Below are 17,034 nucleotides of genomic sequence, written 5' to 3'. Positions count from 1 at the left end.
CGCTCCCACATGGATCGGCGTACACCGTACATTGTGGGAGCGGCCTTGTGTCGCGAAAGGGCCGCAAAGCGGCCCCAAGGATGCGAGATCAGAACGCCGGAACGACAGCGCCTTTGTACTTCTCGTTGATGAACTGCTTCACCTCAGGCGAGTGCAGTGCAGCAGCCAGCTTCTTCATCGCGTCCGAGTCCTTGTTGTCCGGGCGGGCAACCAGGATGTTCACGTACGGCGAGTCCTTGCCTTCGATGGCCAGGGCGTCTTTCTCCGGGTTCAGCTTGGCTTCCAGCGCATAGTTGGTGTTGATCAGGGCGATATCGACCTGGGTCAGCACGCGCGGGATGGTGGCCGCTTCCAGCTCACGGAATTTTACGCTTTTGGGGTTTTCGGCAACGTCCTTCACGGTCGACAGGATGTTGCTGTTGTCCTTCAGCTTGATCACCCCAGCCTTGTCCAGCAGCAGCAGGGCGCGGCCGCCGTTGGTGGCATCGTTGGGGATGACCACGGTGGCGCCGGAGGACAGCTCGTCGAGCTTCTTGATTTTGGCCGAGTACACGCCCAGCGGCTCGATGTGCACACCGGCAACGCTGACCAGGTGGGTGCCCTTGGCCTTGTTGAACTCATCCAGGTACGGCTGGTGCTGGAAGAAGTTGGCGTCCAGGCGCTTTTCGGCGACCTGCACGTTTGGCTGGATGTAGTCGGTGAATTCCTTGACCTTCAGCTCCACGCCCTCTTTCGCCAGCTGAGGTTTGACGAAGTTGAGGATCTCGGCGTGTGGCACCGGGGTGGCGGCGACGGTGAGGGTTTCCGCGGCGTTGGCCGAGAAGGCCGCGACCGCGGCGACAACAGCAAGCAGCTTCTTCATGAATCACTCCTTGTGAGGGCCGCGACGGCCCCCGAACGGGTCGGCCGTGCCGACCCCATTGGGGTTACTTACGGGAAAAATGCACGACCAGTTTGTCGCCGATCATTTGTAGTGCCTGGACCAGTATCACCAGCAGCACGACGGTTACGATCATCACGTCGGTCTGGAAGCGTTGGTAGCCGAAGCGGATCGACAGGTCGCCCAGGCCACCGGCACCGACCACGCCAGCCATGGCGGTGTAGGAAACCAGGGTGATGGCAGTCACGGTGATGGCGGCGATGATGCCCGGCATGGCCTCTGGCAGCATGGCCTTGAAGATGATCTGGCGGGTGGTGGCGCCCATCGACTGGGTGGCCTCGATGATACCGCGGTCCACTTCACGCAGGGCGGTTTCCACCAGGCGCGCGAAGAACGGCGTGGTCCCCACCACCAACGGCGGTATGGCGCCTGCGACACCCAGCGAGGTGCCGGTGACCAGCACCGTCAGCGGGATCATCACGATCAGCAGAATGATGAAGGGCACCGAGCGCACGATGTTCACGAGAGTTGCCAGCACCGCATAGAACTTGGTGTGCTCGAACATCTGCCGCGGGCTGAACAGAAACAGCACCACGCCCAGGGGCAGCCCCAGCAGCACGATGAACAGCAGCGAGGTGAACATCATGACCAGAGTGTCGTTGGTCGCCTGCCAGATCTCGACCCAGTCGACATTGGCGAAGTAGTTCAGGATATCCATCAACGCAGTACCTCCATATGTACGTCAGCTGCGGTGAAGCGGGCGAACGCCGCCTCCATGTCGCCACCCATCAGGGCTAAGGTCAGCTGGCCATAGGGAATGTCCTTGATGCGGTCGATACGCCCGGCAAGGATGCTGTAGTCCACACCGGTCTCGCGGGCCACGGTGCCCAGCAGCGGCGCATAAGTGGCGTCGCCTTGGAAGGTCAGGCGCACGATGCGCCCCGGCACGTGGGCGAAGTCGTCGCGTTGCTCGTTCTCATCGACCTGTTCGTCTTCCTGGACAAAGCGCTTGGTGGTCGGGTGCTGCGGGTGCAGGAACACCTCGGCTACCGGGCCTTGCTCGACGATCTGGCCGGCGTCCATCACTGCCACGCGGTCGCAGACCCGGCGAATCACGTCCATTTCGTGGGTGATCAGCACGATGGTCAGCTTCAGCTCACGGTTGATCTCGGCCAGTAGTTGCAGCACCGAAGCGGTAGTCTGAGGGTCGAGGGCGCTGGTGGCTTCGTCGCACAGCAGGATCTTCGGGTTGGTCGACAGGGCGCGGGCGATACCGACGCGCTGCTTCTGGCCGCCGGACAGCTGGGCGGGGTATTTCTTCGCGTGGTCCGCAAGGCCTACACGGGCCAGCAGCTCGGTGACACGCTTGTCGATCTCGCTGCGCGACAGCTCGCCGGCCAGGGTCAGCGGCAGCGCGACGTTGTCGGCGACTGTCTTGGACGCCAGCAAGTTGAAGTGCTGGAAAATCATCCCGACCTGCTGGCGGAAGCCGCGCAGCTGGCTGGCGTTGAACGCGGTGACGTCTTCGCCGTCGACGATGATCGTGCCGCCGGAAGGCTCTTCGAGGCGGTTGATCAGGCGCAGCATGGTGCTCTTGCCTGCGCCGGAATGGCCGATCAGGCCGAACACCTGGCCGTCTTCGATGGTCAGGCTGGTCGGATTCAGTGCGGGGATTTCCCTACCGGCGACGCGGTAGGTCTTGTGTACCTGTTGGAACTCGATCACGTAGCGAACCTTGTGGGGCGCATGGAATTTGGGTCAGCGGTTAGCTGGGGTCGCGCATTTTAGCCTTTTCCCATAGCTGTTCTTAGCATTTATTTCGTAATGCACCAATCCTTCGGGCATATCGCGACAACCGGTAATTCTGATTGAACGCTCGGCAAAGCCCTCCGGTCACTACTTGCACAAGCCCGACAGGGCGCGCCTGATGACCGATATGGAGAGCCGTGATGCCTAGCAAGAAACCGGATTCGCCCAAACACAGCCAGCTCGCCGGAACCGACACCCCTGATCGTGCCAATACCAACCGCAAGTTGCAGGCCTTGGAAGAGCATCGCAGCGATGCGACCGTCCAGGCACTGCGCACCAACCAGGGCGTGCGCATCGCCGATAACCAGAACACGCTCAAGGCCGGGCCGCGTGGCCCCTCGCTGCTTGAAGACTTCATCATGCGCGAGAAGATCACCCATTTCGACCACGAGCGCATTCCGGAGCGTATCGTGCACGCCCGGGGCACGGGCGCCCATGGCTATTTCCAGAGCTATGGCAACCATGCCGAGCTGACCAAGGCGGGTTTCCTGCAGGACCCTGAGAAAATCACTCCGGTGTTCGTGCGTTTCTCCACGGTGCAAGGCCCACGCGGTTCCGGCGACACGGTGCGCGACGTACGCGGTTTCGCCGTGAAGTTCTATACGGATGAAGGCAACTTCGACCTGGTGGGTAACAACATGCCGGTCTTCTTCATCCAGGACGCCATCAAGTTCCCGGACTTCGTCCACGCGGTGAAGCCGGAGCCGCATAATGAAATCCCCACCGGTGGCTCGGCCCACGACACCTTCTGGGACTTCGTTTCGCTGGTGCCCGAATCCGCCCACATGGTCATCTGGGCCATGTCCGATCGCGCCATCCCGCGCAGCCTGCGGATGATGGAAGGCTTTGGCGTGCATACCTTCCGCCTGATCAACGCCGAAGGTGTGGCGAGTTTCGTCAAGTTCCACTGGAAACCACGCCAGGGCGTGCACTCCCTCTTGTGGGACGAGGCTCAGAAACTCGCAGGCAAAGACACCGACTTCCAGCGCCGGGACCTGTGGGAAGCCATCGAGACGGGCGATTATCCGGAATGGGAACTGGGCGTGCAGATCGTGCCGGAGGCCGATGAACACAAGTTCGACTTCGACCTGCTCGACCCGACCAAGATCATTCCCGAAGAGCTGGTGCCGGTCACGCCGCTGGGCAAGATGGTGCTCAACCGCAACCCGGACAACTTCTTTGCCGAGGTGGAGCAGGTTGCTTTCTGCCCGGGCCACATCGTGCCGGGGATCGACTTCACCAATGACCCGTTGCTGCAGGGCCGGCTGTTTTCCTATACCGATACCCAGCTCAGCCGTCTTGGCGGACCCAATTTCCACCAGATCCCGATCAACCAGCCCATTGCGCCGAACCACAACAATCAGCGCGATGCGCTGCATCAGCATGTGGTGCATAAAGGGCGGGCTTCCTATGAGCCCAACTCGATCGACGGCGGCTGGCCGAAAGAAACGCCTCCAGCGCCTCAGGATGGAGGCTTCGAGAGCTATCAGGAGCGCATCGACGCGCACAAGATCCGTCAGCGCAGCGAGTCGTTCGGCGACCACTTCTCCCAGGCGCGGCTGTTCTTCCAGAGCATGAGCCCGACCGAGCAACAGCACATCATCAAGGCCTACAGCTTTGAGCTGGGCAAGGTCGAGCGTGAGCACATTCGCGCGCGCCAGGTGAATGAAATCCTGGCCAACATCGACCTCAAGCTGGCCGCCGCCGTCGCTGCCAACCTTGGCTTGCCGGCACCCCAGGCCGGTACGGTACAGGTCAAGGGTAGCCAACTGGCGAAGTCGCCAGCCTTGAGCCAGATGAACCACCCAGGTGTGGTCGGCATCAAGGGGCGCAAGATCGCGGTGCTGGTCGCCGACGGCGTGGACGGCTCAAGCGTCGACAAGCTGGTCAAGGCGCTGGAAGCCAAGAGTGCCAGGCCAATGCTTCTGGGGCCGACTTCGGCGCCCGTGAAAGCGGCGGATGGCAAGGCACTAGCTGTGGGGGCATCGATGGAAGGGATGCCGTCGATCATGTTCGACGGTGTTGTCGTACCCAAGGGGGTAGACAAGGCCCTGGCTTCAAGCGGGCTGGCGAAGCACTTCTTGCTGGAAGGCTACAAGCATCTGAAGGCGATGGTGTTGACCAAGGACTTGGCGGACAGCCTGGGGCTCAAGGAAGACAGGGGGCTGCTGCTGGGGGATGAGCAGAGCGCCGTGGATGCCTTTGTAAAAGCGGTTGAGGGGCATCGGGTGTGGGAGCGGGAAGCAGCTGCCGAGGCGGTGCCGGCCTAGCGGTTGCCTTGCGCCCTGTCGCCTTGCCGGCGACAGGGTGCTGGAGGTTCAGCGCAGATGCGGGACCAGTACCACCTGCGCTGGCATCGACCGCTGAATCTCATGCTTCTGTTTCAGCTTGAACGCGCTGTCGATCTTGTGAACGCGCTTCTCAAGCAGACTCTTGAGCCAGGGCGCATCTTGGGTGCGCGGCACCTGGAACACCACTTCGCACTGGTAATTGACCACGTCCTTGGCAATTTCGTCGAGCTGGCGGCGCATCGCATTGATGTCGGTGGTCTTCAGCGCGATCACGGTGCTCGGCGCCGTCGGGTCGATCACCCGCGCCTGGGGCTTGGCCTCGGCAGCCTTCAAGGCGGCTTCGGCTTTCTCCAGCTCGGCCTTGCGGGCCTGGGCCACGGCATCGCCACCGGTCAAGGCCGGTGCCTGCGGCATCAGCGCCCTGGCGCGGGCCAGTGCGGTGGCAGCGGCATTGACGTCGCCCTTTTGCAGGACGATCTGGCTGCGTTTCAGGTAGGCCTCGGCCAGCTGGCGCTGGTTCTGCTCCAGGCGAGCGTCATCCGGTGACTGCGCCTGCAGGGCAGCCAGCTGGTCTTCGGCGGTGGCCAGCTCGTTGCTGGTGATGCTCTGTTGCAGCTGCTGCCAGGCATCGGCTTGGGCAGGTGCGTTGGCCTGCTCCACCGGTGTGCTGGAGCAAGCGGCCAACAACAGGGAAAACGCGGCGACAAGCAGATAACGGGATGCGAACGGCTTCATTCCTGCGGCTCTCTATTTGCGCAAAAAGCGAGCAAGTCTACACCCAGGTGCGCACGCTCGAAAATAACTCTTACAGACCCTTTACCCGCGAAAAGGTTGCAGGGCGAACCGGCGTGCACCCTGTTTTTCAGCGTTTTGGCAGTGCCAGGCTCAGCAAGAATAGCACCGCCGCGCAGACCACGATCGATGGCCCGGCCGGGGTGTCCTTGAACCAGGACATGGCCAGGCCACCGCACACCGAGGTAATGCCGATCAATGTTGCGGCCAGCGCCATCTGTTCTGGCGAGCGGGCGTGACGCTGTGCCGCAGCGGCGGGAATGATCAGCAGCGAGGTGATCAGCAGTACGCCGACAATCTTCATCGCCACGGCAATCACCACGGCGATCAGCAGCATCAGGGCCATGCGCAGGCCGGCCACTGGCAGGCCTTCGACCATGGCCAGTTCTTCGTGGACAGTGATCGCCAGCAACGGCCGCCACAGCGCGGCAAGCAGCAGCAGGACCAACGCGCTACCGCCGAGGATCCAGGCGAGGTCGGTGGTGCTGATGGCCAGCAGGTCACCGAACAGGTAGGCCATCAGGTCGATGCGCACGTCGTGCATGAAACTCAGCACCACCAGGCCCAGCGACAGGGTGCTGGGGGCGAGGATGCCGAGCAGAGTGTCGGAGGCCAGCGGCTGGCGTTGCTGCAGGGTCACCAGCAGGATCGCCAGCAACAGGCAGCCCACGGTCACCGCCAGGGCCGGACTGATATCCAGCACGAAGCCCATGGCCACGCCCAGCAGCGCGGCATGGGACAGGGTGTCGCCGAAGTAGGCCATGCGCCGCCACACCACGAACGAGCCAAGCGGGCCCGCTACCACTGCCAGGGCAAGACCCGCAAGCAAGGCGTAAAGAAGAAAATCAGCCATGCTTGCAGTGCTCTCCGTGAACATGGGTGCCAGGGGTGACGACCGAACCGTGCAGGTCGTGGCTGTGGTCGTGATGGTGGTGGTAGACAGCCAGGCTCGGGGCGTTCTGGCCGAACAGTTCGACAAAGGCGGGATCGTTGCTGACCTGCTCGGGGTGGCCCGAGCAGCACACGTGGCGGTTCAGGCAGACCACCTGGTCGGTGGCGCTCATGACCAGGTGCAGGTCATGGGAGACCATCAATACGCCGCAGCCGTGGCGGTCGCGCAGGCGGGTGATCAGGTTGTACAACTCGGTCTGGCCGACCACGTCCACCCCCTGCACGGGCTCATCGAGCACCAGCAGTTGCGGCTCGCGCAGCAGCGCCCGGGCCAGCAGCACGCGCTGCATCTCACCGCCGGAAATCGTCTGGATCGGGCTGTCGATGACGTGCTCGGCGCCCACTTCCTGCAGGGCCGACAAGGCAGCCGCACGGTCAACCCCAGGCACCAGGCGCAAGAAACGCAGCACCGACAGCGGCAGCGTGGCGTCTACCTGGATCTTTTGCGGCATGTAGCCAATGCGCAGTTTCGGCTTGCGCCAGACCTTGCCACGGTGCGGCTTGAGCAGGCCGAGGACGGCGCGCACCAGGGTGGTCTTGCCGGCGCCGTTAGGGCCGATCAGGGTGACGATCTGGCCGGGCGCCACCGAGAGGTCGATGCTGTCGAGCACGGCCTCGCCGGCAAAGCTGACACCGACCTGCTCGAGGCGGATCAGGGCGTCGCTCATGCTGCGCTCCGGCAGTTGGCGCACAAGCCGACGATTTCCACCGTCTGGGTTTCGACGCTGAAGCCCACGGCCTTCGCGCTGTGGATGATGGCGTCGCTGATGCTGTCCTGCTCCAGCTCGATGGCCACGTGGCACGCACGGCAGATCAGGAACTGGCCCTGGTGAGCATGCTCCGGGTGGCTGCAGCCGATGAAGGCGTTGAGCGAGGCGATGCGGTGTACCAGGCCATTTTCCAGCAAAAAGTCCAGCGCGCGGTACACGGTGGGTGGTGCGGCGCGGCGGCCGTCCTGTTCGCTGAGCACGGCGAGGATGTCGTAGGCGCCCAGCGGCTTGTGGCTCTGCCACACCAGCTCAAGCACACGCCGACGCAGTGCGGTCAGGCGCAGGCCTTGGCGGGTGCACAAGGCATCGGCTTCGGACAAGGCGCTGTGCACGCAATGGGAATGATCGTGAGGACGGTGAGCCAGCGGCGTGATGGACATGGGCAGCGACGGTTCTGGATGGAGACGTTATTATGTTACCTGTTTCTGACGAGTCGAGTATTCATCGTGTCCCGATTCCTTGTGCTTTTTGTCGCTTTCATCGCCTGTTCGGCGCAGGCCGACGTGCGAGTGCTGACCAGTATCAAACCCCTGCAGCAGATCGCCGCCGCCGTGCAGGATGGTCTGGGCTCCCCGGACGTGCTGCTGCCGCCGGGCGCTTCGCCGCACCACTACGCCTTGCGCCCGTCTGACGTGCGCAAGGTCGGCGACGCCGACCTGCTGTACTGGATCGGGCCTGACATGGAGAACTTCCTGCCGCGGGTGCTGGGTAGCCGCAGCAAGCCGGCAGTGGCCGTGCAGTCGCTTGCAGGCATGAAGCTGCGCCACTTTGGCGAAGACAGCCATTCCCACGAAGAGGCGGACCAGGACGATCACGACCACGATCACCGCCCGGGTACCCTGGATGCGCACCTGTGGCTCTCTTCAGTCAACGCCCGGGTGATCGCGGCGAAGATGGCGGCTGACCTGGCTGCGGCCGATCCGGCCAATGCGGCGCGCTACCAGAGCAACCTGAAAGCCTTCAACGAGCGCCTGGATGCACTGGATGCGCGGATCAAGGCGCGAGTAGCCGGGATCGCCAGCAAGCCCTATTTCGTGTTCCACGAAGCGTTCGACTACTTCGAGTCCGCTTATGGCCTGCAGCACACCGGGGTGTTCAGTGTGGCGTCCGAGGTGCAGCCCGGGGCGCAGCATGTAGCCGCGATGCGCAAGCGCCTGCAACAAGTGGGCAAGACCTGTGTGTTCAGTGAGCCACCGCTGCGGCCGCGTCTGGCCGAGACGTTGACTGCTGGGCTGCCGGTGCGCCTGGCGGAGCTGGATGCATTGGGTGGCAATGACCCGGTTGATGCCCAGGGCTACGAGCGACTGCTCGAAAAGCTGGGCGCAGACCTGGCTGGGTGTCTGGAACAGTTGTAAGCCTGTTATGGCCTCTTCGCGGGCACGCCCGCTCCCACAGAGACAGCACAGGTTTCAAGCCTGTGCACCAAACCTGTGGGAGCGGATTTACCCGCGAAGAAGCAGATGCGGTCTAGAGGGCGAACGGCAGGTGTAAAGCTACTTGCTGGCGCTGTGCCAGGCGCACCTCGAACTCGCTCGGGTCGTGGATCATCACATCCATCCCGGCAAACGATTCCGCCGCAATCAGGCGCGACAGCCAGAAGCGCACGCAGCCTACCCGCAACATTTCTGGCCACAGTTCGGCTTCGGCAGCGGTAAACGGCCGCAACGTCGCATAGGCCGCCAGCAGTGCCTGGGCGCGCGGCACATCGATTGCCCCGTGTTCATCCAGGCACCAGTCGTTCACGGTGATGGCGATGTCATACAGCATCGGCCCGGAACAGGCGTTGTAGAAGTCGATCACACCGGTCAGGTGGGTGCCTTCGAACATCACGTTGTCGCGGAACAGGTCAGCATGCAGGTTGGCCCGTGGCAAGGCCAGGATCTGCGCCTTGTGCGCGGTGATCTCATCCAGTGCAGGCTGCAACAGTGCCGCCTGTTCGGCGCTCAGGCGCGGCAGCAGCTCGGCACCGGACGCCAGCATCCAGTCCAGGCCGCGGTCGGTGCGGCGCTCGATGATGCGTTCGCGGGTGGCCAGGTGAATGTGCGCGAGCAATTCACCCACCTGGGCGCAGTGCTGGGCGTTCGGTGCCTTGATGTGTTTGCCCGAAAGCCGCGGTTGCAGCAAGGCCGGCTTGCCGCACAGTTCACGCAGGGCATTGCCGTCATGGTCACGCAGGGCGTAGGGCACCGGCATGTCGGCACCGTGCAGCACGTCCAGCAGTTCAATGAAGAACGGCATGTCCTCGACCGGGCCGCGCTCGACCAGCGTCAGGACGAACTCACCCTGTTCGAGGCTGACGAAGAAGTTGCTGTTCTCGGTACCGGCGGCAATGCCCTGGAAGTCGAGCAGACGGCCCAGCGCGTACGGTGCCAGAAAGGTTTCCAGCTCAGGCCGGGTCACGGGGGTGAAGACTGACATGATGAAAAAAAGCCCATACGGGCACTTCCGCCGGGAAGTGCCGGGTTGATGTGAACGGTGCGCGCGTCAGATTACCACTCGAAGATCTTCCAGGACGGGATCAGCATGTCCGGCTGGTCGGAACGAATGAAATTGGCATCGGTGCCATCGGCGCGTACCAGGAAATACGGCTTGCCGTTTTTCGGCGTGATCTTGATTGCATACAGGAAGCCGTTTTGCCGGTATTCCTGGATGGTTTTATCGCCTTCCGTGCGAATGGTCACCTCGGGATCGGCCGAGGGGGCGTCTTCCGCCGCCAGGGTGACGACCGGCATGGTTGCCAACAGGCCGAGCAGTAACAGGCGATTGAGTGTACGCATGATAACCTAGTCCCTTTGTCGTCATTGATCCGGCTATTCTAGCTCCGGACCCGCCGAAAAGGTTGATTCTGCTCATGAGCCAAGCGCCCCTCGTCCTGGTGGACGGTTCCTCCTACCTCTACCGCGCCTTCCATGCGCTGCCGCCGCTGACCACGTCCAAGGGCATGCCGACCGGCGCGGTCAAGGGTGTGCTTAACATGCTCAAGAGCCTGCGCAAGCAATACCCTGACAGCCTGTTCGCCGTGGTTTTCGACGCCAAAGGTGGGACCTTCCGCGATGCCATGTTCGCCGAGTACAAGGCCAACCGCCCGAGCATGCCCGACGACCTGCGGGTGCAGGTCGAGCCGCTGCACGCCAGCGTCCGGGCACTGGGCTACCCCTTGCTGTGCGTCGAAGGCGTCGAGGCCGATGACGTGATCGGCACACTCGCCCGCAGCAGCGCGACCCAAGGCCGCCCGGTCATCATCTCGACCGGCGACAAGGACATGGCGCAACTGGTGGACGGCCACGTGACCCTGGTCAACACCATGACCGGCAGTGTGCTTGACGTGGCCGGCGTGCACGAAAAGTTCGGCGTTGGCCCGGAGCACATCATCGACTTTCTTGCCCTGATGGGTGACAAGGTCGACAACATCCCTGGCGTGCCAGGCGTGGGGGAAAAGACCGCCGTCGGCCTGTTGACCGGTATCGGCGGTGGCCTCAGCGACCTGTATGCCAACCTCGACAAGGTCCCGACGCTGGCCATCCGCGGCGCCAAGACCTTGCCCGCCAAGCTCGAGGAGCATCGCGACGCGGCATTCCTGTCCTATGAGCTGGCCACCATCAAGTGCGATGTGCCGCTGGAGGTGGAGGTCGAGGCGCTGGTCTGTGGCGAGCCTGACCGCGAGGCCCTGCTGGCGCTCTACACCGAGATGGAGTTCAAGAGCTGGATTGCCGAGGTCCAGCGCGATGCGGTCAGGACCGGCGAACCCGTGGCCGTGATCGAAGCGCCGGCTGCCACGGTCGAGCCCAAGTACGAGACTATTCTCGATCAAGCGCGCTTCGACGTCTGGCTGGAGAAGCTGCGCCAGGCACCGTTGTTCGCCTTCGATACCGAAACCACCAGCCTGGACGCCCAGCAGGCCCAGCTGGTTGGTGTGTCGTTCGCGGTCGAGCCTCATGAAGCGGCCTATGTGCCGCTGGCCCATGACTATGAAGGCGCTCCGGCCCAGCTGGACCGCGAGGCTGTGCTGCTGGCGTTGAAACCCCTGCTGGAAGACCCGGCCAAGGCCAAGGTCGGGCAGAACGCGAAGTACGACATCAACATCCTCGCCAACAGCTCGCCAGCCATCGAGATGCGCGGTGTGGCCTACGACACCATGCTCGAGTCATACGTGCTCAACTCCACCGCCACCCGCCATGACATGGACAGCCTGGCACTGAAGTATCTCGACCACACCACCATTGCCTTCGAAGACATCGCCGGCAAAGGCGCCAAGCAACTGACTTTCAACCAGATCAACCTGGACAAGGCCGGCCCCTACGCGGCCGAAGATGCCGATATCACCCTGCGCCTGCACCATGCACTGCAGGCGCGCCTGGCGCAGACGCCGAGCGTGCAGCCGGTGCTGATGGACATCGAGATGCCGCTGGTGCCGGTGCTGGCCAAGATCGAGCGCCAGGGCGCGCTGGTCGATGCCGCGCTGTTGCAGGTTCAGAGCGGCGAGCTGGGCGTGAAGATGGCTGAGCTGGAGCAGCGCGCCTACGCCCTGGCCGGCGAGGAATTCAACCTTGGCTCGCCCAAGCAGCTGGGCGCGATCCTCTACGACAAACTGGGCATGCCGGTACTGAGCAAGACCGCCAAGGGCCAGCCCTCCACCGCCGAAGCGGTGCTCGACGAACTGGCCGAACAAGGCTACCCGCTGCCTGAAGTGCTGATGCAGTACCGCAGCCTGAGCAAGCTCAAGAGCACCTATACCGACAAGCTGCCGGGGCAGATCAACCCGCGCACCGGGCGTATCCACACCTCCTACCAGCAGGCCGTTGCCGCCACCGGACGCTTGTCATCCAGCGACCCGAACCTGCAGAACATCCCGATCCGCACCGCCGAGGGCCGGCGCATTCGTCAGGCCTTCGTTGCCAGCCCCGGCTACAAGCTGCTGGCGGCGGACTATTCGCAGATCGAACTGCGCATCATGGCTCACCTGGCCAAGGACGAAGGCTTGCTGCATGCCTTCCGCAACGATCTGGACGTGCACCGCGCAACGGCGGCGGAAGTGTTCGGCGTGGCGCTGGAAGACGTCACCACCGACCAGCGGCGCAGTGCCAAGGCCATCAACTTCGGCTTGATCTACGGCATGAGCGCGTTTGGCCTGGCCAAGCAGATTGGTGTCGACCGCAAGCAGTCGCAGGACTATATCGACCGCTACTTCGCCCGCTACCCGGGCGTGCTGGCCTACATGGAGCGCACCCGCGCCCAGGCCGCAGAACAAGGTTTCGTTGAAACCCTGTTTGGCCGACGCCTGTACCTCCCAGACATCAACGCCAAGAACCCGGCCCTGCGCAAGGGCGCCGAGCGCACGGCGATCAACGCGCCGATGCAGGGCACTGCCGCCGACATCATCAAGCGTGCGATGGTCAACGTCGACAACTGGCTGAGCGAGAGCGGCCTGGACGCACGGGTGATCCTGCAGGTGCACGACGAACTGGTGCTGGAGGTGCGTGAGGACCTGGTCGAGCAGGTGAAGGATGAAATTCGCACGCACATGAGCAGTGCCGCGCAGCTGGATGTCCCGCTGGTGGTCGAGGCAGGTGTTGGTTCGAATTGGGACGAAGCTCACTGATTGAGTCGGGAAAGGTGTGTAGGATCTGCGACGTAGCGACGCGGATCCTGGCATGGCTCGATGCCATTAGTTCGGCAGTTTCATGAAACTATCGCAAATAGTTTTGAGCGCTCCGGAACTAAACCAGTGAAGCGGAACTCAGAGTAACTGAATGGCTGGTGAAGCCTTTCGATGCTCCTATGTTGTGTTAAGTGTTGGCAGATACCTGGACCCCGCCCTAGCGGTCCAGACTTGAACCCCGAACTTCCCCCTCCCCATACGAAGTCCGGGGTTTTTTTTGCCCGGAATTTGACTTGCAGCTGGCGGATAACACTGTGGGAGCGGGCGTGCCCGCGAAAAATCCAGCGCGCTGTCTGGCCTGGGCTTCGCCCAGGTTCGCGGGCTCGCCCGCTCCCACAGGATCAGTGAACTGCCATCAAACAGCTGGCTTGTCTTCCAGTTCCATCCAGTCGGCCAGCACCCGGTAAGCCTCCTCCAGGCCCAGGCGCTTGGGCGCCGAGAACAGCTGGATGGTGGCCGTGTCGCCCCAGCCTTTGCGGATTTCCGACTGCACCTTGAGCAAGGTGTTCTTGCCTGCGCCGTGGGTGAGTTTGTCGGCTTTGGTCAGCAGGATATGCATCGGCATGCCGCTGGCTCTGGCCCAGTCCAGCATCATCTTGTCGAAGTCGGTCATGGGGTGACGCACATCCATCATCAAGATGATGCCCTTCAGGCAATCACGGCTGCCCAGATAGGCCTCCAGGTGCTTTTGCCAGTGCTGCTTGAGCGGAATCGGGACTTTTGCATATCCGTAGCCCGGCAGGTCGACCAAACGCCGTTCATCGTCCAGACTGAAGAAATTCAACAGCTGGGTGCGCCCTGGAGTCTTCGAGGTACGCGCCAGGCTGGCATGAGTCAGGGTATTGAGGGCGCTGGATTTGCCGGCGTTGGAACGGCCGGCGAAAGCCACCTCGTAACCCTGGTCGTCCGGGCATTGTTCGACCTTGGCAGCGCTGAGGGCGAATTTGGCTTTCTGGCAGAGGCCGAGGATGGGGTTCTTGACTTGCATGGGATATCCGATGTGGGTGTTGCCAAAGCCTAGGCCGGCAAGCGGTGTCGTTTCCGTTTGGATGGCGGAAGTATATAATGCCCCAGTTTTTGTGTGCTCATTCTCCCAGCGAAGGGGAATGGGCATGGGGTGTCGAACAATAGCTCGCGCATCAGAACGCAGCGCGTCCCCCAACCCTGTCAGGTCGTTTCGCTCGGCGAAATGGCTGCTAGCTGTCGGTATGTTCCTGCCGTTTTTCAGCGCACAGGCTACACAGGATCCCGAGGCGTTGTACAACCGCACGTGTGCGGCCTGTCACGCCGGGCAGTTGCCACAGGCACCCAGGAAGGGTGACCCGGCAGCTTGGGAGCCAAGGCTGGCGCAAGGCATGGAGCAACTGGTGGTGCATGTTACCCAGGGTTTCAAGGCTATGCCGCCGCGTGGATTGTGCATGGACTGCAGTGCCGAGGACTACCGTTTGGTCATCCTTTGGATGAGCGGCAGTCCCGATACATAACATTTCACCCTTAGCCGTGTTGGATTAGCTGATGAACAAACTAGTCGTGAGTCTGCTGTTGACCCTGGGTGTGGCAGGTGCGGCCACTGCTGCGGAACCCATCAAAGGCGATGCCGCCGCCGGCCAGGCCAAGACAGCCGTCTGTGGTGCCTGCCACAACCCTGACGGCAACAGCCTGGCGCCGAACTTCCCGAAACTGGCTGGCCAGGGCCAGCGCTATCTGGAAAAACAACTGCACGACATCAAGTCGGGCAAGCGTACCGTGCTGGAAATGACCGGCATGCTGGCCAACTTCAGTGACCAGGACCTGGCCGACATCGCTGCCTGGTTCTCCAGCCAGAAGGGCAGCGTCGGTGCCGCCGATCCCGCGCTGGTCGAACGTGGGCGCGCGCTGTTCAATGGCGGCAATCTTGAGAAAGGCATGCCTGCCTGTACCGGTTGCCACTCGCCGAACGGCGCAGGAATCGCCCTCGCCGGCTTCCCGCACCTGGGCGGCCAGCATTCGCAGTACGTGGCCAAGCAGCTCACCGACTTCCGTGAAGGCAACCGCACCAACGACGGCGACGCGATGACCATGCGCACCATCGCTGGCAAGCTGAGCAATCATGAGATCGAAGCCTTGGCCAGCTACATCCAGGGCCTGCATTAACATTCGGTTAATGCTGTAACGCTAAAGATGAAAGGGCGGCGCGGACCGCCCTTTTTTCTGTCCGCAGCCGTTACACTACAGAACTCGGGCCCTTCGCCACCGGTCACAGCACAGGTCGCGTCGAGGCGACCAATGAATGCTCAGGAGTAAAGCATGCGTAAACTGATTCTCAGCGCCGCGCTGGTCGCTGCCAGCGTCTTCGGTATGACTGCCGTCCAGGCCGCAGAGCCTGCCACTGCCGGCAAGGAATACATCGAGCTGAGCAACCCTGTTCCGGTATCCCAGCCAGGCAAGATCGAAGTGGTCGAGCTGTTCTGGTATGGCTGCCCTCACTGCTACCACTTCGAGCCAACCATCAACCCATGGGTCGAGAAGCTGCCCAAGGACGTCAACTTCAAGCGCGTACCGGCCATGTTCGGCGGCCCGTGGGACGCCCACGGCCAGATGTTCCTGACCCTCGAAGCCATGGGCGTCGAGCACAAGGTTCATGCAGCCGTCTTCGACGCCATCCAGAACCAGCGCAAGCGCCTGACCGACCCGAACGACATGGCCGACTTCCTCGCCACCCAAGGCGTGGACAAGGACAAGTTCCTCGCCACCTTCAACTCGTTCGCCATCAAGGGCCAGGTCAACCAGGCCAAGGAACTGGCGAAGAAGTACGAGATTACCGGCGTACCGAGCATGGTGGTCAACGGCAAGTACCGCTTCGACCTGGGTACCGCTGGCGGGCCGGAAGGCGTGCTGAATGTTGCTGACCAACTGATCGCCAAGGAGCGCGCCGCTAAGTAAGCGGCGAACCCCATGCGCCGCTTCAGGACCGCGCGTGGCATTGGCCTGCACCAGCCGCAGGTCAACGAGCATCACCTGCAGGCCCCGGGCCTGCCCGAGGATGGTCGCCTGCGGCTGCTCAGCTTCAACATCCAGGTCGGTATCAGCACCGAGCGCTACCGGCACTACCTGACCCGCAGCTGGCAGCACCTGCTGCCGCATACCGGGCGGGCCGGCAACCTGCAGAAAATCGGTCAGTTGCTCAGCGACTTCGACCTGGTGGCCCTGCAGGAAGCCGATGGCGGTAGCCTGCGCTCAGGCTACGTCAACCAGGTGGAGCATCTGGCCCAGCTAGGTTCCTTCCCTTACTGGTACCAGCAGCTCAACCGCAACCTCGGGCGTTTTGCCCAGCACAGCAATGGCGTGCTCAGCCGCCTCAAGCCGCAACGCCTCGAAGATCACCCGCTGCCCGGCCCGGCCGGTCGTGGTGCGATCCTGGTGCGTTTTGGCGAGGGTGAGGATGCGCTGATCGTGGTCATGATGCACCTGGCCCTGGGCGCCAAGACTCGCGCCCTGCAATTGGGCTACATCCGTGAGCTGATTGGCGGTTACCGCCACCAGGTGCTGATGGGGGACATGAATACCCACGCCACCGACCTGCTCGAGCATTCGCCCCTGCGCGATCTGGGCCTGATTGCACCCCAGGTCGAAGCCACTTTTCCCAGCTGGCGTCCGCAGCGCTGCCTGGACCACATACTGCTCAGTTCGAGCCTGACCCTGGAGCGGGTCGAGGTGCTGGCGCAGCCGATTTCCGATCACCTTCCCGTTGCGGTAGAGATCCGATTGCCTGATGCACTGACTGTGGATACGCTGCCGGTCTTGAGCTAGATCAGCAAAAGCGCGGCAAGCCCTCAAGTGTTTGCCGGGCGCGCCGACAGTGTGTAACTACACAGCCCACAGATGCATTACCCGTCGCGGATC

At 62.7% G+C, this 17,034-nt stretch carries 17 protein-coding genes; 7 read left to right on the top strand and 10 right to left on the bottom strand.

The window, feature by feature from the left end:
• Nucleotides 1–88 precede the first annotated feature (88 nt).
• The 3 genes from APH33_RS06525 to APH33_RS06515 all read right to left on the bottom strand — a co-directional run bounded on the left by APH33_RS06525 (nucleotide 89) and on the right by APH33_RS06515 (nucleotide 2,605).
• Nucleotides 89–862, bottom strand: a complete 774-nt coding sequence (locus APH33_RS06525) for a MetQ/NlpA family ABC transporter substrate-binding protein (protein WP_054884375.1) — start codon at nucleotides 860–862, stop codon at nucleotides 89–91.
• 64 nt (nucleotides 863–926) lie between these two features.
• The gene (locus APH33_RS06520; protein WP_054884374.1) at nucleotides 927–1,598 is read right to left on the bottom strand and encodes a methionine ABC transporter permease; all 672 of its coding nucleotides are present in this window, start codon (nucleotides 1,596–1,598) and stop codon (nucleotides 927–929) included.
• Complete coding sequence (locus tag APH33_RS06515; protein WP_054884373.1) at nucleotides 1,598–2,605, bottom strand: methionine ABC transporter ATP-binding protein; 1,008 nt, start codon at nucleotides 2,603–2,605, stop codon at nucleotides 1,598–1,600. Before APH33_RS06515 ends, APH33_RS06520 begins: the two co-directional genes overlap by 1 nt.
• Nucleotides 2,606–2,829: 224 nt before the next feature.
• Here APH33_RS06515 and katE point away from each other — a divergent pair, with 224 nt between their 5' ends.
• The gene (gene katE, locus APH33_RS06510) at nucleotides 2,830–4,959 is read left to right on the top strand and encodes a catalase HPII (protein ID WP_054884372.1); all 2,130 of its coding nucleotides are present in this window, start codon (nucleotides 2,830–2,832) and stop codon (nucleotides 4,957–4,959) included.
• Between the two features lie 48 nt (nucleotides 4,960–5,007).
• Here katE and APH33_RS06505 read toward each other — a convergent pair whose 3' ends face one another.
• From APH33_RS06505 to zur, 4 genes are all read right to left on the bottom strand, one after another.
• A complete protein-coding gene (locus APH33_RS06505; protein ID WP_054884371.1) occupies nucleotides 5,008–5,715 on the bottom strand; it encodes a PA5502 family lipoprotein in 708 nt (235 codons plus the stop codon).
• Between the two features lie 127 nt (nucleotides 5,716–5,842).
• The gene (gene znuB, locus APH33_RS06500) at nucleotides 5,843–6,625 is read right to left on the bottom strand and encodes a zinc ABC transporter permease subunit ZnuB (RefSeq protein WP_054884370.1); all 783 of its coding nucleotides are present in this window, start codon (nucleotides 6,623–6,625) and stop codon (nucleotides 5,843–5,845) included.
• Nucleotides 6,618–7,391 carry a zinc ABC transporter ATP-binding protein ZnuC gene (gene znuC, locus APH33_RS06495; protein ID WP_054884369.1) on the bottom strand — a complete coding sequence of 258 codons (774 nt, stop codon included), beginning with the start codon at nucleotides 7,389–7,391 and terminating at the stop codon, nucleotides 6,618–6,620. The genes znuB and znuC overlap by 8 nt, the downstream gene beginning before the upstream one ends.
• Entirely contained in the window at nucleotides 7,388–7,873 is a 486-nt protein-coding gene (gene zur / locus APH33_RS06490) for a zinc uptake transcriptional repressor Zur (RefSeq protein WP_054884368.1), read from the bottom strand. Before zur ends, znuC begins: the two co-directional genes overlap by 4 nt.
• Before the next feature lie 18 nt (nucleotides 7,874–7,891).
• Here zur and APH33_RS06485 point away from each other — a divergent pair, with 18 nt between their 5' ends.
• Nucleotides 7,892–8,848, top strand: coding sequence for a zinc ABC transporter substrate-binding protein (locus APH33_RS06485; RefSeq protein WP_082433464.1), 957 nt, complete (start codon nucleotides 7,892–7,894; stop codon nucleotides 8,846–8,848).
• Nucleotides 8,849–8,960: 112 nt separating this feature from the next.
• On the opposite strand, the gene APH33_RS06480 is transcribed toward APH33_RS06485, so the two are convergent.
• Both APH33_RS06480 and APH33_RS06475 read right to left on the bottom strand, forming a co-directional pair.
• Nucleotides 8,961–9,911: a homoserine kinase gene (locus tag APH33_RS06480; RefSeq protein WP_054884366.1), complete on the bottom strand. Its 951-nt coding sequence runs from the start codon at nucleotides 9,909–9,911 to the stop codon at nucleotides 8,961–8,963.
• Between the two features lie 71 nt (nucleotides 9,912–9,982).
• Complete coding sequence (locus APH33_RS06475) at nucleotides 9,983–10,270, bottom strand: DUF2782 domain-containing protein (RefSeq protein ID WP_027917186.1); 288 nt, start codon at nucleotides 10,268–10,270, stop codon at nucleotides 9,983–9,985.
• A gap of 74 nt (nucleotides 10,271–10,344) precedes the next feature.
• Here APH33_RS06475 and polA point away from each other — a divergent pair, with 74 nt between their 5' ends.
• Nucleotides 10,345–13,092, top strand: a complete 2,748-nt coding sequence (gene polA, locus APH33_RS06470) for a DNA polymerase I (RefSeq protein ID WP_054884365.1) — start codon at nucleotides 10,345–10,347, stop codon at nucleotides 13,090–13,092.
• A gap of 415 nt (nucleotides 13,093–13,507) precedes the next feature.
• Here polA and yihA read toward each other — a convergent pair whose 3' ends face one another.
• Nucleotides 13,508–14,140 (bottom strand): ribosome biogenesis GTP-binding protein YihA/YsxC, encoded by a 633-nt coding sequence (gene yihA, locus APH33_RS06465; protein WP_054884364.1) that lies wholly within the window; start codon nucleotides 14,138–14,140, stop codon nucleotides 13,508–13,510.
• A 220-nt stretch (nucleotides 14,141–14,360) separates the two neighbouring features.
• On the opposite strand from yihA, the gene APH33_RS06460 reads away from it, so the two are divergent.
• The 4 genes from APH33_RS06460 (at nucleotide 14,361) to APH33_RS06445 (ending at nucleotide 16,941) form a co-directional block, all read left to right on the top strand.
• Entirely contained in the window at nucleotides 14,361–14,636 is a 276-nt protein-coding gene (locus APH33_RS06460; protein WP_054884363.1) for a cytochrome c5 family protein, read from the top strand.
• 31 nt (nucleotides 14,637–14,667) lie between these two features.
• Complete coding sequence (locus APH33_RS06455; protein ID WP_054884362.1) at nucleotides 14,668–15,285, top strand: cytochrome c; 618 nt, start codon at nucleotides 14,668–14,670, stop codon at nucleotides 15,283–15,285.
• A gap of 153 nt (nucleotides 15,286–15,438) precedes the next feature.
• Complete coding sequence (gene dsbA, locus APH33_RS06450; protein WP_054884361.1) at nucleotides 15,439–16,074, top strand: thiol:disulfide interchange protein DsbA; 636 nt, start codon at nucleotides 15,439–15,441, stop codon at nucleotides 16,072–16,074.
• A 12-nt stretch (nucleotides 16,075–16,086) separates the two neighbouring features.
• Nucleotides 16,087–16,941: an endonuclease/exonuclease/phosphatase family protein gene (locus APH33_RS06445; protein WP_054884360.1), complete on the top strand. Its 855-nt coding sequence runs from the start codon at nucleotides 16,087–16,089 to the stop codon at nucleotides 16,939–16,941.
• The last annotated feature ends 93 nt before the right edge of the window (nucleotides 16,942–17,034 follow it).

Source organism: Pseudomonas sp. NBRC 111130, from assembly GCF_001320485.1.
GTDB lineage: Bacteria > Pseudomonadota > Gammaproteobacteria > Pseudomonadales > Pseudomonadaceae > Aquipseudomonas > Aquipseudomonas vlassakiae.
This window is presented reverse-complemented; position numbering and strand designations above follow the sequence as displayed.